Here is a 14,627-nt window from a genome sequence, read left to right as displayed (position 1 = left end):
CACAACACGGTCCGCCCGGTCCGGGCGTTCCCGGGCAAGGCCGTCACCAGGTGAGCGTCCGGGCAGCGGCCAGCGTCACGGTTCGGTTCCGGTACGCCCCGGCTGCGCCCCGGCGGGGGCAGGATGGTGCACCACCTCCGCACCACCCCCGAGGAGTTCCCGTGGGCGCACCCCCCGCCTCCGCCGCCGACCGGGCGCTGGCCCGGCCCCGGCGTCGTCCGCCTGCCGCCCTGGCCGCCCTGCTGGCGCTGGTCGCGGTGAGTGCCGCGATGCTGGTCACCCTGGCCACCCCGACGCCCCGGCCGGTCGACGCCCCGGCCGACGAGTTCAGCGCCGGGCGGGCGTACCGGACGGTGCAGACGGTGGCGCAACGCCCGCACCCGGCCGGCAGCGCCGCCAACGACCAGGTCCGTGAGCACCTGGTCGGGGTGCTGAGCGGGCTGGGCCTGCAGACCGAGGTGCAGGACACCGTCGCCCCGGAGGCCGGTCAGCTCAGCGGGGCGGCCGGTGGGGCCACCTTCGCCCGGGTCCGCAACGTGGTGGCCCGACTGCCCGGGACCGCCTCCACCGGCAGGGTCTTCCTGGTGGCGCACTACGACTCGGTGCAGACCGGCCCGGGTGGCAACGACGACGCGGCCGGCACCTCCACCGTGCTGGAGGTGGCCCGCGCGCTGGCCGCCGGTCCCCGGCCCCGCAACGACGTCGTGTTCGTGCTGACCGACGCCGAGGAGGCCTGCCTGTGCGGGGCGGCGGCGTTCGCGGCGAGTCACCCGCTGGCCGCCGACGGCGGGGTGGTGCTCAACCTGGAGGCGCGGGGCTCCACCGGCCCGGTGATCATGTTCGAGACGTCCCGGAACAACGCCGAGCTGGTGGCCGCCTTCGGCCGGGGCGCCCCGCACCCGGTGGGCACCTCGTTCGCGGTGGAGATCTACCGGGCGCTGCCCAACGACACCGACTTCACCGCGTTCCTCGACAACGACTTCGTCGGGTTGAACGCGGCGTACATCGACGGGGGCGCGATCTACCACACCCCGCTGGACACCCCGGCGGCGATGGACCGGGGCAGCCTCCAGATGCACGGCGACAACGCGCTCGGGCTGGCCCGGGAGTTCGGCCGCGCCGACCTGACGGCGCTGAAGTCCGGCCACGACGCCACCTACTTCCCGGTGCCGGGCGGGCTGGTCCGCTACCCCGGCTGGCTGACCTGGCCACTGGCCGCCCTGGCGGTGCTCGGGGTGCTGGTGCTGGGCTGGCAGGTCCGGCACACCGGCCGGGCCGGCACCGGTCGCCTGTTCGCCGGGTTCGGGCTGGCGCTGGTGCCGATCGTGGCCGCCCCGGTCGCCGCCCAACTGCTGTGGGCGGGGATCACCGCGCTACGCCCCGGCTACGCCGAGCTGCTCGACCCGTACCGTCCGGTCTGGTACCGGTTGGCGGTGGTGGCGCTCGCCGCCGCGATCCTGCTCACCTGGTACGCGCTGACCCGCCGCCGGGTCGGCCCGGCGGCGCTGGCCGTCGGTGGGCTGGGCTGGCTGGCCCTGCTCGGGGTGGTGCTGGCCGCGCTGGTGCCCGGTGGGGCGTACCTGGCCACCCTGCCGGCGCTGGCCGGCGCGCTCGCCGGCCTGGTGGCGCTGCGTACCCGGATCGACGGCCCGTGGCCGGTGGTCGCGGTGACCCTGGCCGGCGCGGTCGCCGTGGTGATCCTGCTACCCACGGTGGTGCTGCTCTTCCCCGCGCTGGGGATGGCGATGGGCGGGGTGGCGGCCCTGTTCGCGGTGCTGCTGGGGCTGGCCGCGCTGCCGGTGCTCGACCTGCTGCACCCGGCGGCCGGCGGCCAGCGGGGCATGGTCGCCGCCCGCGCCCGCCGGCTCGGCGCGCTGCCGGCCGTCGCCGCCGCGCTCGCCGCCACCCTGTTCGCCGGGGTCGGCCTGGCGGTCGACCGTTTCGACGCCGACCACCCCGTGCCCACCCACCTGATGTACGCCCTGGACGCCGACACCAACGAGGCGCAGTGGCTCACCCGGGAGGCCGACCCGCAGTCGTGGACCGCCGGGTACGTCGACGGTCCCGCCGCCGTCGACGGCTTCCCCGGCCTGGGCGATCCCGACCTGCGCGGCGGCCCGGCACCGGCGGCGAACCTGACCGCTCCCACGGTGCAGGTGCTGGCGGACACCACCGCCGGTGGGCTGCGCACCCTGCGGCTGCGGCTGCTCCCCCAGCGCACCGTCCGGCTGGCCACCCTGCACGTGGACGCCACCACCGCCGAGGTGACCCGGGCCGAGGTGGCGGGGCGTGAGGTGCCGGTCGGGCGGCAGCCGGGCGCCGAGGAGGCGAAGGCCGACCGGTGGGGCTTCGGGATCGTGTTCCACGCCCCGCCCGCCGACGGGGTCGAGATCACCCTGACCGTGGTGCCCCGGGCGGGGCAGGTGGCGGTGCGGGCGATGGACGCCAGCGACGGGTTGGCGGGGCTGCCGGGGTTCCGGCAGCGGCCGGCGGGGGTGGGGGTTGTCGGGTCGCACACCTCGGAGATGCTGGCGGTCGCCCGCACCTATCCACTCTGACGCTTGCTCCCGACATCGGCCATGCCTACTCACCTGCCCTAAGCAGGTAAAAGGCCTCGATCACCCTGGCCATACTCGCGCACATGGCTGGGCTGGCGAACCAAAGCGACCTACCTAGGTAGACATCGGCTACCTACCTAGGTAGAGTCGAGCCATGTCCGAAACGCCACGCCTCACACCGCAGACCGTGGCGGTGATTCGCGCCCTACTTACCACACCCGCCGATCCGCGCTGGGGCCGTGACATTGCTCGCGAGACCGGCCTAAAGTCGGGCACCCTCCATCCAATTCTCGCCCGCCTTGAGCAAGCCGGCTGGGTGGAATCCTATTGGGAAGATCCTGCTGAGCACGAGGATCAAGGGCGGCCTCGGCGACGGTATTACCAGTTCGCCCCGGGCGGTGCCGAAACCGCACGCCTCGCTCTAGCCGAAACCTCCGCCCGCACCAGAGGCACCTCCACCGCTGGGCGGCTTCGCCCTCACCCGGGCTACTGAGGTGCCTGCCTTGACGAGGCCTTGTCGCATGATGGGGATCCGCCGCATTAGTTGGGGGGTGAGGTAATGCGCCAGCGGCTTTATACCGAGCCCGATAGGTATCGCGGCAGACGGCGACTCCCGCGGAAACCTCTTTCCATGGCAATTGCAACGGTGGGCAGGAGGGTAGCGGAAGCTCCGCGCTCAGGTCCGACGGGAACCTCGTCAGCAACTCCGCTGGGAGCCTCAATCTTGGGCTTGCTGAGCTTTCTACTACCCCCCTCGACCCGAGCACGATGGCTGGAGGAGTGGCGAGGCGAGTTACACGACCTACGTGCCGAGAACGCCCCATGGTGGCATCGCACCGCCTACGTGCTGGACATCCTACGCAGCGTTCCAAAGCAAGCGTTGACGCTGCGTTGGATTGGACGTCGCCGAACCAATCTATGACCCGCAGGGCACCGCTGGCGACCTCAATGCCTCACAAAACGACTCGCGGGGCTTCCGGCTCCACCCGACCAGACGGGCAACCCGAGAGCTGTTCAGGACGGAGATACTGCCATGCCTCACTGGGTTCCGACGACCGTTCTTCTCACTTACACCAGCATCGTAGCCCTCATAAGTTTGACTGCAGTGTTCGGCGAAACGGTCGCCCGGCGCACAGCCGCATACAAGGTACTGCTCATCCTACTGCCCACAGGAGTGCTTTTTGTTGGTGCCCAGTTCGCCGCAGCTCACATCATGAGGGGCGCGTAGTTCGAGCCACTCTGGAAACCCCGATTCCACCCTCCCGCACCCCACCCCGCCTCACTTCCTGATCCTAACGGGTCTCAAAAGCAGAAACAGGAAAGGCTACTCGACCCGCTGATCGAGCCATTGGCCATCCCTCCAGTCGCAGCATGTCTGTGGATCCCACCGCGGAGTGAGGGAGTCGCACAGGTCGGCGATGCGGTTGGTCGCCCGCACCTATCCGTTCTGACGACGTGGCCGAAGGCGATCAACTATCCATGACCACAGATAACCGGTCGCCGGAGCCGGCGGGGCGGACTAGGGTCCGCAGGATGCGGCTGGAGAAGGTCACCCCGGAGAACTACGAGGCGGCGCTCAAGCTGTCGGTGCGCCCCGATCAGGAGGATCTGGTCGGGCCGGTGGTCAAGTCACTGGCCGAGGCGTACGTCTTCCCGGACATCGCCTGGCCGAGGCTGATCTTCGACGGCGACCGGCTGGTCGGCTTCCTGATGGCCTTCCTCGACTACGCGTGGGGCGACAACCCCGATGACGTCCGGTCCGGCCTCTGGAAACTCAACATCGCGGCCGACGCCCAGGGGAAGGGTTACGGACGGTTCGCCGTCGAGGCGGTGTGCGCGGAGATCCGCGCCCGGGGCGGCAACCGGGCGTACGTCACCTGGGTGCCCCGCGAGGGCGGGGCGGAGGGCTTCTATCTGAAGCTGGGCTTCCGGCCGACGGGCGAGCAGAGCGAAGGGGAGACGGTCGCCGTCCTGGACCTCTGACAGCGGCTTGACGCCCGCGTCACTTCCAGCGGAAGTGGACGAAGAGGCGGCCGAAGTTCTTGGAGTCCTTCTCGACCCGGTGGTAGAGCTGCTTGACGTCCTTCTGATCGAGGAAGCGCAGCACCTTCTTCTTGAGCTGGCCGGACCCCTTACCCGGGATGATCTCGACCAGGGTGGCCTTCTTCGCCACCGCCTCGTCCATGATCCCGCGCAGGGCGCGGTCGATGTCGTGACCCTTGTTGAAGATGTCGTGCAGGTCCAGCTTGAGCTTCATCCCGCCTCCCCCACCTGCGCAGCCGCCATGGCAGGCCCATCGTAGGCCGGCACGCGCCGAGGCGAAGTTCAGGCTTCGTCAGGCAGGTTCGGCCGGTGCTCACGGATCCAGGCCTCGATGTCCTCGGTACGCCAGATCCGACCAGTGGCGAGCGACTCGTAGGGCTTCGGCCAGTCGGGGCGCTTCATCAACTGCTCGACGCGTTGCCTGCTCACACCCAGCCTCATCCGGATCTCGTACGCGCCCATGAGATGCCGGCCCATGAACGCGAGGCTAGACACGTCCCCACTAGGGTAGGCCCTAGTTGGGCGATACCCTACTAGGGCCTTGACTAGGGGATAGCGTAGCGGCCACCCTGAGACGGTGAAACCGCTGAACGTTTCCCAGGTGCATGCCCGCCCAGGCGGGGCCGTACGGCCGCACGTACCGATGCGCCCGCTCTGGTTGTGCCGGGTGTGCGCCGCGCCCTGGCCGTGTCAGCCCGCCCGGCTGCTGCTGATCCTCGAATACCGGCGGGACCGGGTGGGGCTGTCCGTCCACATGGCCGGGATGTTGTTCGACGCCACCGGCGACCTGGTCACCCTCAACCCGAACGCCGTACCCACCCCGGCGGAGCTGTTCGACCGTTTCCTGGCCTGGACCAGACGCGGAACCGGGCCGGGGGAAGGGTAGAGACCCCTCCCCCGGCCCGGCGCGGTCTCCGATTCAGCGACCGTTGCCGACCCGGCTCTCCACCCGGCGCAGCGCGGTCACGTAGTCGTCGTTGGTCGAGTGCATGGCCGCCGCGATGCGCAGGTGGCGCAGCGCGTCCGGGTAGCGGTTCAACCGCTCCAGCGTCCGGCCCAGCACGTGGTGGGCGTAGTGGTCGCTGGGGTCCCGGTCGACCAGCTCCCGCAACTGCTCCTCGGCGCGGCCGAGCTGGGCGGTCTGGAAGTACGCCCGGGCCAGCAGCTGACGTACGGAGGAGTTGCCGGGCTCGGCCGCCACGATCGGCTCCAGCAGCCGGACCGCTCCGCTCGGGTCACCCATCTCGAAGTACATGGTCGCCCGTCGGTACTCCGCCAGAAGATCCATCCCGACCCACCCCCTCGCGTCACGTCGCCATTGCTCCGACGCTGGCACAACACCGGGCGTACCGCGAGTGTTCCTGGGGGTCGACTTGTGGCTCAGGAGGCCGGCTCGTCCCGTTCGCCCGTCAACTGCCAGGCCCGGACACCGCCGACGATTCCGGCCGTGTTGGGCACGATCACCACGTCGTCGCCCATCCGGGCCACCTGCTCGGGGCGGATGAGCCGCGAGTTGCCGCCGCCGAGATAGAGCCGGTCCCAGCGGAACACCGGGCGCAGCCCGTCCACCACCTGCCGGATGCGCCGGGACCAGAAGGCGTCGCCGAGCCGCCGCCGCTCCGGCTCTCCGACGTACGTGTCGTAGGTGGTGCCCCAACGGACCGGGGCGTGCGACAGCTCCAGGTGCGGGGCGAGCCGCCCACCGTCGAACAGCGCGCTGCCCAACCCGGTGCCGAGGGTCAGCACCAGTTCGCAGCCGGTGCCGGCGACCACCCCGGCACCGTGCACCTCGGCGTCGTTGAGCACCAGCGCCGGCATCCCGAACGCCTCCGTGACCGCCCGCCGCGCGTCGTACCCGGACCATTCGGCGAGCAGGTCGGGGTCGACGCGGCTGCGCGGCCCGGACCGGGTCACGTAGTGCGGCGTGGCCACCACGACCCCGTGCCGGATCATGCCCGGCATCCCCACCGTGACCCGGTCCGCCGGGGGCAGCCGGCCGGCCAGCTCCAGCAGCGTCTTGACGAACAGCTCCGGCGGCAACGGGTACGGGGTGTCCACCCGGATCACCGACGCCCGCAGGGTGCCGTCCCCGTCCAGCACCGAGCCCTTGATGCCGCCGCCGCCGCAGTCGATCGCCAACGTCAATCCCACCCACCCACCTTGCCCCACCCGCCCCCGTTTCTCCCGCCCTCCCCCACCTTCCACCGACGAGAGCCGGCAGCCCGACCACGGGCCGGTGGCCGGGGCGGCGGCAGGGCGGGCCGCTCGGTGTCCCCGCCCCGGATCGGCGGGCGCTAGGCTCGGGGCCTCATGAGCGCCACGATGATCGCCAAGGGACTCGCCGCCGGGCACGGGGAGCGGATGCTCTTCAGTGACCTCGACCTGGTCGTCGCCCCCGGCGACGTGGTGGGGCTGGTCGGGGTCAACGGGGCCGGCAAGTCGACGCTGCTACGCACGCTGGCCGGCGTGCAGCCGGTGGAGGAGGGCAGCCTCACGTTGAGCCCGCCGGGGGCCTCGGTGGGCTACCTGCCGCAGGAGACGGAACGGCGGGCAGGCGAGACGGTCCGCGACTTCCTGGCCCGACGGACCGGGGTCACCGGGGCGCAGGCCGCCCTGGACGCCGCCGCCGAGGCGCTCACCGCAGGCACGACCGGGGCGGACGACGCGTACGCCGGGGCGTTGGAGCGGTGGCTCGACCTCGGCGGGGCGGACCTGGAGGAACGCGCCGAGCAGGTCGCCGCCGAGTTGGGGCTCACCGTCGACCTGGACCACCCGATGACCGGCCTGTCCGGCGGCCAGGCGGCCCGCGCCGGGCTGGCCTCCCTGCTGCTCAGCCGCTACGACGTCTTCCTGCTCGACGAGCCCACCAACGACCTGGACCTGGCCGGCCTGGACCGGCTGGAACGGTTCGTCACCGGGCTGCGCGCCGGCACGGTGCTGGTCAGCCACGACCGGGAGTTCCTGACCCGGACGGTGACCCGGGTGCTCGAACTCGACCTGGCACAGCAGCAGGTCCGGCACTACGGCGGCGGCTACGGCGCGTATCTGGAGGAGCGGGAGGTGGCCCGCCGGCACGCCCGCGCCGACTTCGAGGAGTACGCCGACACCCGGGCCGCGTTGGAGGCCCGTGCCCGCACCCAGCGGGCCTGGATGGAGAAGGGCGTGAAGAACGCCCGCCGCAAGGCCACCGACAACGACAAGATCGGCCGGAAGTTCCGGGCCGAGGCGACGGAGAAGCAGGCGGCCAAGGCGAAGCAGACCGAGCGGCTGATCGAACGCCTCGACGTGGTCGAGGAGCCCCGCAAGGAGTGGGAGCTGCGGATGGAGATCGCCGCCGCGCCCCGGGCCGGTGCGGTGGTGGCCTCGCTGCGCGACGCGGTGGTCCGCCGGGGCACCTTCACCCTGGGGCCGGTGAACCTCCAGATCGACTGGGCCGACCGGGTGGCGATCACCGGGGCGAACGGCTCCGGCAAGACCACCCTGCTGGGGGCGTTGCTGGGTCGGCTGCCGCTCGACGCCGGGCACGCCGCGCTCGGCCCGGGGGTGGTGGTCGGCGAGGTCGACCAGGCCCGGGGGCTGTTCCTCGGCGACGAGCCGCTGCTGGAGGCGTTCGGGGCCGCCGTACCGGAAATGGCACCGGCGGATGCGCGGACACTGCTGGCCAAGTTCGGCCTGCGCGCCGCGCACGTGCTGCGGCCGGCGGCGACGCTGTCGCCGGGCGAGCGGACCCGGGCGGCGCTGGCGCTGCTGCAGGGCCGGGGCGTCAACCTGCTGGTGCTCGACGAGCCGACCAACCACCTCGACCTGGCGGCCATCGAGCAGTTGGAGTCGGCGCTGGCCGGCTACCCGGGGACGCTGCTGCTGGTCACCCACGACCGGCGGATGCTGGAGGCGGTCAGCGTCGACAGGCGGCTGCGGGTCGCCGACGGACGGATCGCCGAGGACTGATCGGCGTCACCCGTCGGCCGCCGGGTGACAATGGGGTCATGCTCAGATGGGAGTACGCGCTGCTGGTCCGCCGTCGCCAGCCGACCGCCTCCGACCTCAGCTGGGAGGTCGTCTTCGTCTGGTACGGCCCGGACGGCTCGATGACCGACGTCACCGCCTACGGCGACACCGCGCTGGCGCATCTGAACCGGGCCGGTGACCAGGGCTGGGAACTCGTCGGCATGAGCGAGGACCCGTCCCTGGAGGGCCACAACGAGCTGCACCGCTATCACCTCAAGCGCCCGAAGGCGGCAGGTGCGCCCCGGCAGCGCATCCGGGCCGTCGGCCGGCCCACCCGACGTGCCGGCGGCTGACCCGGCCGGCGCTGGCGAAACAGATCGGGTGGTGTGCCGGGCCGGGAAGCGGGTAACGGCCGGCGGGAGGTGGCCATGGTCGCGTTGGCGCAGGCACCGCCCTCGGCCGAACGGCTGCGGGCGCTCGACGGGTTCCTCGAAGCGGCCTGGGCCGAGCAGGCCCGCCACGACGAGCGGTTACGCGGGCTCGCCGTCGAGGTGCGGTTCGACCGGGGGGTCGCCCACCTGAGCGGGGAGGTGGCCGAACCGGAGCAGTTGCGGCTGGTCCGCGAGCTGGTCGGCCGGCTCGCCGGGGTGTACGGCGTGTGGGGGCGGGTGCGGGTCGACGGTCGGGACCCGGTGGTGGTGGACCTGGGCTGCGGCGGCCAGAAGCAGTATCCGGCGAACCTCGGGTTGGACATCTTCCCCGCCCCGGGGGTGGACGCGGTGGCGGACCTGTCCGGGTCGCTGCCGCTGGCCGACGACTCCGTCGACGTGATCTTCACGGTGCACATCCTGGAGCACCTGATCGACTTCCTGCCGCTGGTGGACGAGTGCCACCGGGTGCTCCGCCCGGGTGGCGTGCTGCACGTGATGAGCCCCTGGTGGGGGCATGTCAACGCGGTGGCCGACCCGACCCACGTCCGGCTGCTTGACGTACAGACGATCAAGGGGGTGTGCGGCCAGCGCCCGCCGGGGACCCCGCGCTGGTATCCACTGCACGCCGGCTGCGACGGCGCGTCCATCTTCGCCGACCTGACCCCGCTGCCCGCCGACGCGCCACCGGTGTCCCCCGCCCATCTGGCCCGCTTCTTCGACTGACCGACCGGTCGCCGGTGCCTGCGGCTGCGGCTGCGGCTGCGGCTGCGGCTGCGGCTGCGGCTGCGGCTGAACGGCAGCCGCCGGGGGCCGGTAGCGCGGGCGGACGAAGGCGTCAGGCGGTGCTTTCCCGGAAGGCCAGCCGGTGCGGTGCGGTGACCTCCCGGGCAGGCGCGTCCCGCTCACCGGCCAGCCGTCCGGCGAGCAGGTCGACGGCGAGCCGGGCGATCCGTTCCTTGTCCGGGCTGACCGTGGTCAGGGTGGGCACGCTGAACCGGCCGTCCTCGATGTCGTCGAAGCCGGCGACGGCGACGTCGGCGGGAACCCGCAGACCGGCCTCGTGCAGGGCGCGCAGCGCGCCGAGGGCGAGGGTGTCGCTGAAGCAGAAGACCGCGTCCGGGCGGGCACCCGAGGCGAGCAGGTGACGCATGGCGGCGGCCCCGTCGGCGCGGTGCCAGGCCGGCGTGTCGGCGACGAGGCGCTCGTCGTACCCGATGCCGGCGTCGGCCAGGGCGGCGGTGTAGCCGGCCAGCCGGAGGCGGGCGCCGGCACCCTCGGGGGTGTGCTGCGCGCCGACGGCGGCGACCCGGCGGCGGCCGAGACCGATCAGGTGGGCGGTCATCTCCCGGGCGGCGGCCACGTTGTCGATCATCACGTGGTCGGCCCGGCCGTGGTCCGTCCGCTCGCCGAGCAGCACCATCGGCAGTTCCAGGCCGACGAGGTCGTCGGCGGACAGCGACAGCGGACTGAAGATCAGCCCGTCGATCATGTGGTCGCCCACGCCGGCGGCGGCCACCTTCTCCCGTTCCCGGCCACCGCCGGTCTGGTCGATGAGCACGGTCCAGCCGTGGTCGGCGGCGGCGGCCACCACGTGCCGCGCCAGCTCGGCGAAGTACGGCACGTCCAGCTCCGGAACGGCGAGGGCGATCACGCCGGTACGCCCCTTGCGCAGGTTGCGGGCCGACAGATTGGGTCGGTAGCGGAGTTCGGCGATGGCCGCCTCGACCCGGGCCCGGGTCTCCGGACGGACGTGCTGGTAGCCGTTGACCACGTTCGACACGGTCTTGACCGACACCCCGGCCCGCTCGGCGACGTCCTTGAGGCGGTGGCGCACGTCCCCGCTCCCCTCCCACGTCCGCCGGCCGACGGTGGCCCGCGACAGATCCTTTACAACGTTGGCGACAACGGTATACAAACGCGGGGCGGTGCATCGACCGCAGTCGCTCCGAGCAGCTCAGGGAAGAGGTGGGCCCGTGCGTGCAGCGCGGTTGACGATCGACCCGGCCTTCACGATCGGCCCGGTGGACCGCCGGCTCTTCGGTTCCTTCGTGGAACACCTGGGCCGCTGCGTGTACGGCGGCATCCACGAACCGGGGCACCCCGGAGCCGACCCGTCCGGCCTGCGCCGCGACGTGCTGGAGCTGACCCGGGAACTGGGCGTCTCCGTGGTCCGCTACCCCGGCGGCAACTTCGTCTCCGGCTACCGCTGGGAGGACGGCGTCGGCCCGGTCGACGACCGCCCCCGCCGGCTGGACCTGGCCTGGAAGACCATCGAGACCAACGCGTTCGGCCTCGACGAGTTCATGACCTGGGCCACCGCCGCACAGGTCGAGCCGATGATGGCGGTCAACCTCGGCACCCGGGGCGTGCAGGAGGCGTGCGACCTGCTGGAATACGCCAACCACCCGGGCGGCACCCGGCTGTCCGACCTGCGCCGCGCACACGGCGCGCAGGAGCCGTACGGGGTGCGGCTGTGGTGCCTCGGCAACGAACTGGACGGCCCCTGGCAGGTCGGCCACAAGACCGCCGAGGAGTACGGCCGGCTCGCCGCCGAGACCGCGCGGGCGATGAAGCTGATCGACCCCTCGATCAGCCTGGTCGCCTGCGGCAGTTCCGGCCGGGGCATGCCCACCTTCGCCTCCTGGGAGGCGACCGTGCTGGAACACACCTACGAGCAGGTCGACTACGTCTCGGCGCACACCTACTACGACCCGACCGACGGCGACCGGGCCAGCCTGCTCGCCTCAGCCGTCGACATGGACCAGTTCATCAGCGAGGTCGTCGCCACCGCCGACCATGTGGCCGCCCGGCTGCGGCAGACCCGCAAGCTGAAGATCTCCTTCGACGAGTGGAACGTCTGGTACCAGTCCCGAGTCCAGGCCGACCTGGACCGGCGCGGCTGGGTCGAGGCGCCGGAGCTGCTCGAAGACGAGTACACGGCTGTCGACGCGGTGGTCGTCGGCGACCTGCTGATCACCCTGCTCCGGCACGCCGACCGGGTCGGCGTGGCCTGCCAGGCGCAGCTGGTCAACGTGATCGCCCCGATCCGCACCCGCACCGGCGGGCCGGCCTGGCGGCAGAGCATCTTCCACCCGTTCGCCCTGACCGCCCGGTACGCCACGGGCACCGTGCTGCGCACCGAGCCGGTCTCACCGCACTACGCCACGAAGCGGTACGGCGACGTGCCGGTGTTGGACACCGTCGCACTGCACGACGAGGAGTCCGGCGCGCTGACCGTGTTCGCGGTCAACCGGGGCACCGACGACCTCCCCCTGGATCTCGACCTGCGGGGCCTGTCGGGGCTGCACCCGGTGCAGCACCTCGCCCTCGTCGCCGGGGACGACCCGGACGCGGTGAACACCGAGGCCGAGCCCGACCGGGTGACCCCCCGGGAGCTGCCCACCGGCACCGTCGACGGCGACCGCTGCGTCGTACGCCTGCCGGGGATCTCCTGGAATCTGCTGCGCTTCGCACCGCGCCCCTGACCCGACCGTGCCCCGACGGCGGGCAGGCCCGGCGGGCCGGCCCCCGCCGTGCGCCGCCCCTGCCCGCCGGATCGGGCCGGACGCCGGGCCCGGTCGCAGGACGGGCCGGGCACAGGGCGGGGCCGGGTGCCGGCCGGTGGTCCCGGCCGGCACCCGCCGGGCGGTCAGGCGGAGGCGGGTTCCTTGGCGCGTTCCTCGGCCTCCTGGACGGCGAGGCGGTTACGCCGGTAGCCGTAGCAGAAGTAGACGACGCCGCCGAGCGCCATCCAGACCAGGAACCTGATCCAGGTCTCGACCGACAGGTTGAGCGTCAGGTAGAGGCAGGCCAGCGCGGTGAAGATCGGCAGCACCGGGGAGAACGGGACCCGGAACGGCCGTTCCAGGTCGGGGCGCTTGCGGCGCAGGATCGGCACCGCGATCGAGACGATCATGAAGGCGCAGAGCGCGCCGATGCTGACCAGGTCGGCCAGGGCCGACAGCGGCAGGAACCCGGCGAGCAGCGCCACCGCGACCGTCATCACCGCCGAGATCCGGTACGGCGTCCCCCAGCGCGGGTGGATCTTCGCCACGGCGGGTGGGAGCAGGCCGTCCCGGGAGATGGCGAAGCCGATCCGGCCCATGGCCACCAGGTCGACCAGGATCACGCTGGTCAGGCCGGCGACGGCGGCGATGGAGACGAGCACCCCGGCCCAACCCGCGCCGACCGCGTTGAAGGCCGCCGCGATCGGGGCACCCCGGTCGATCTCGGTGTACGGCACCATGCCGACCACGACCAGCGAGACTGCGATGTAGAGCGTGGTGGAGATCAGCAGGGTGCCGAACAGCCCCAGGGTCAGGTCCCGCTTGGGCCGCCTGGTCTCCTCACCCAGGTTCGCCACCGCCTCGAAGCCGGTGTACGCGAAGAAGACCACGGCGGCGGCGGTGAGCACCCCGACGAAACCGAAGACGGAGGGTTCCAGCCCGAACAGCGCCTGGGTGACGGGCTGCTTGATCCCGTCGTCGCCGGCACCGGCCGGCTCGGCCGGCGGGATGAACGGGGTGAGGTTGGCCGCCTTGACGAAGAACAACCCGGCGACCACGACGAAGACGCAGATGCCCACCTTCACCAGGACCAGCAGGTTGGTGATCCGGGCCGACTCGCGGATGCCGACGATGGCGACCACGCCGAGCAGCAGCACGATGCCGATCGCCCCGACGTTGACCACGCTGCCCTCTTCGGCGAACCAGGTGCTCGGCAGGCCGAACAGTTCGGCGAGGTAACCGGACCAGCCCCGGGCCACCACCGCCGCACCGAGCGCGAACTCCAACAGCAGATCCCACCCGATGATCCACGCGACGATCTCGCCCATCGTGGCGTACGCGTAGGTGTAGGCGCTGCCGGCGGTCGGCACGCTGGACGCCAGTTCGGCGTAGCAGAGGGCGGCAAGCAGGGCGACCGCCCCGGCGATGGCGAACGAGATCACCACACCCGGCCCGGCGCTGTCGCGCGCCTCGATGCCGGTGAGGGTGAAGATGCCGGTGCCGATCACGATGCCGATGCCGAACCCGGTGAGGTCGCGGGCTCCGAGTCGTCGTTTCAGACCGGGGGTGCCGTCACTGCCGTCGGCGTTGCCCTGGGCAACCACGTCCTTGATCGGTTTGGTTCGCAGCACGGACACTGCGCTCACCCCTCCCACCACCGCGACCGCCCTGCTGACGGCCGGTGCCGGGCGTTGCTACCCACCCCAACCCCACCCCAATCACCCCACCCACATCAACACCCTGTCCCCCGCTAACCACTTTCGGTCACCCCCCCACCCACATCCCCTGCAACCCACCCCTTGCACCACACCCCCAAGTATGAAAATTTCCTCCCATCCCCCCACCCACCCCGCCACTTCCCGCCACCCTCCCCTCGCTCCCCGCCCCCACCCGCCCCGCCCGGGTGATCAAGAGGTTCGCGTCAATTCTGGCGCGTCCGCTGACGCAAACCTCTTGATCGACTGACGCAAAGCTCTTGATCACCGCCGCGAGGTGGGGTCAGGGAGCGGCCGGGGGCGGGGTAGGGGAGGCGGGGGAGGCGGAAGGGCGAGCGGTCGGAGGGGTGGGGCGCCGGAGGCGGAGGGGTGGTAGGGCGAGCGGCGGAGGAGGCGGGCGGGTGGGCCGGGACCGGAGGAGGGAGA

Annotated in this window: 13 protein-coding genes and 2 pseudogenes; 9 read left to right on the top strand and 6 right to left on the bottom strand. The window is 72.1% G+C overall.

Going from position 1 to position 14,627, the window contains the following annotated elements; all coding sequences use genetic code 11:
* Positions 1-161 precede the first annotated feature (161 nt).
* From ACN265_RS01935 to ACN265_RS01920, 4 genes and pseudogenes are all read left to right on the top strand, one after another.
* Positions 162-2,558 (top strand): M28 family peptidase, encoded by a 2,397-nt coding sequence (locus ACN265_RS01935; protein ID WP_421405834.1) that lies wholly within the window; start codon positions 162-164, stop codon positions 2,556-2,558.
* A gap of 154 nt (positions 2,559-2,712) precedes the next feature.
* Entirely contained in the window at positions 2,713-3,051 is a 339-nt protein-coding gene (locus ACN265_RS01930; protein ID WP_420116415.1) for a PadR family transcriptional regulator, read from the top strand.
* Between the two features lie 66 nt (positions 3,052-3,117).
* Positions 3,118-3,207 (top strand): annotated as a pseudogene (locus ACN265_RS01925) (M23 family peptidase); the annotation flags it as partial.
* An 884-nt stretch (positions 3,208-4,091) separates the two neighbouring features.
* Positions 4,092-4,541: a GNAT family N-acetyltransferase gene (locus ACN265_RS01920; RefSeq protein WP_420116414.1), complete on the top strand. Its 450-nt coding sequence runs from the start codon at positions 4,092-4,094 to the stop codon at positions 4,539-4,541.
* 19 nt (positions 4,542-4,560) lie between these two features.
* Here ACN265_RS01920 and ACN265_RS01915 read toward each other — a convergent pair whose 3' ends face one another.
* Positions 4,561-4,815 (bottom strand): Smr/MutS family protein, encoded by a 255-nt coding sequence (locus ACN265_RS01915; protein WP_067315484.1) that lies wholly within the window; start codon positions 4,813-4,815, stop codon positions 4,561-4,563.
* A gap of 68 nt (positions 4,816-4,883) precedes the next feature.
* Entirely contained in the window at positions 4,884-5,096 is a 213-nt protein-coding gene (locus ACN265_RS01910) for a helix-turn-helix transcriptional regulator (RefSeq protein ID WP_421405830.1), read from the bottom strand.
* 106 nt (positions 5,097-5,202) lie between these two features.
* On the opposite strand from ACN265_RS01910, the gene ACN265_RS01905 reads away from it, so the two are divergent.
* A complete protein-coding gene (locus ACN265_RS01905) occupies positions 5,203-5,487 on the top strand; it encodes a hypothetical protein (RefSeq protein ID WP_421405828.1) in 285 nt (94 codons plus the stop codon).
* A gap of 33 nt (positions 5,488-5,520) precedes the next feature.
* On the opposite strand, the gene ACN265_RS01900 is transcribed toward ACN265_RS01905, so the two are convergent.
* Together ACN265_RS01900 and ACN265_RS01895 are read right to left on the bottom strand one after the other, a co-directional pair.
* Positions 5,521-5,889, bottom strand: a complete 369-nt coding sequence (locus ACN265_RS01900; RefSeq protein ID WP_088644718.1) for a tetratricopeptide repeat protein — start codon at positions 5,887-5,889, stop codon at positions 5,521-5,523.
* 92 nt (positions 5,890-5,981) lie between these two features.
* The gene (locus ACN265_RS01895; RefSeq protein ID WP_363650813.1) at positions 5,982-6,752 is read right to left on the bottom strand and encodes an ROK family protein; all 771 of its coding nucleotides are present in this window, start codon (positions 6,750-6,752) and stop codon (positions 5,982-5,984) included.
* Between the two features lie 159 nt (positions 6,753-6,911).
* On the opposite strand from ACN265_RS01895, the gene ACN265_RS01890 reads away from it, so the two are divergent.
* The 3 genes and pseudogenes from ACN265_RS01890 (at position 6,912) to ACN265_RS01880 (ending at position 9,703) form a co-directional block, all read left to right on the top strand.
* On the top strand, positions 6,912-8,549 hold the full coding sequence (locus ACN265_RS01890; RefSeq protein ID WP_421405826.1) for an ABC-F family ATP-binding cassette domain-containing protein: 1,638 nt from the start codon (positions 6,912-6,914) through the stop codon (positions 8,547-8,549).
* A gap of 38 nt (positions 8,550-8,587) precedes the next feature.
* Positions 8,588-8,833: pseudogene (locus tag ACN265_RS01885) on the top strand (hypothetical protein); the annotation flags it as partial.
* A gap of 144 nt (positions 8,834-8,977) precedes the next feature.
* Entirely contained in the window at positions 8,978-9,703 is a 726-nt protein-coding gene (locus ACN265_RS01880; RefSeq protein WP_421405825.1) for a methyltransferase domain-containing protein, read from the top strand.
* Between the two features lie 112 nt (positions 9,704-9,815).
* On the opposite strand, the gene ACN265_RS01875 is transcribed toward ACN265_RS01880, so the two are convergent.
* Positions 9,816-10,814 (bottom strand): LacI family DNA-binding transcriptional regulator, encoded by a 999-nt coding sequence (locus ACN265_RS01875; protein ID WP_204924787.1) that lies wholly within the window; start codon positions 10,812-10,814, stop codon positions 9,816-9,818.
* 139 nt (positions 10,815-10,953) lie between these two features.
* Between ACN265_RS01875 and ACN265_RS01870 the strand changes: the two genes are divergently transcribed.
* Positions 10,954-12,465: an alpha-N-arabinofuranosidase gene (locus tag ACN265_RS01870; RefSeq protein WP_421405824.1), complete on the top strand. Its 1,512-nt coding sequence runs from the start codon at positions 10,954-10,956 to the stop codon at positions 12,463-12,465.
* Positions 12,466-12,629: 164 nt separating this feature from the next.
* Here ACN265_RS01870 and ACN265_RS01865 read toward each other — a convergent pair whose 3' ends face one another.
* Entirely contained in the window at positions 12,630-14,132 is a 1,503-nt protein-coding gene (locus tag ACN265_RS01865) for an amino acid permease (protein ID WP_372444575.1), read from the bottom strand.
* Positions 14,133-14,627 lie beyond the last annotated feature (495 nt).

This window comes from Micromonospora sp. WMMD730, assembly GCF_049178955.1.
Lineage (GTDB): Bacteria > Actinomycetota > Actinomycetes > Mycobacteriales > Micromonosporaceae > Micromonospora > Micromonospora wenchangensis.
The sequence above is the reverse complement of the archived record's forward strand: the minus strand, read 5'-3'. Positions and strand labels throughout refer to the sequence as shown.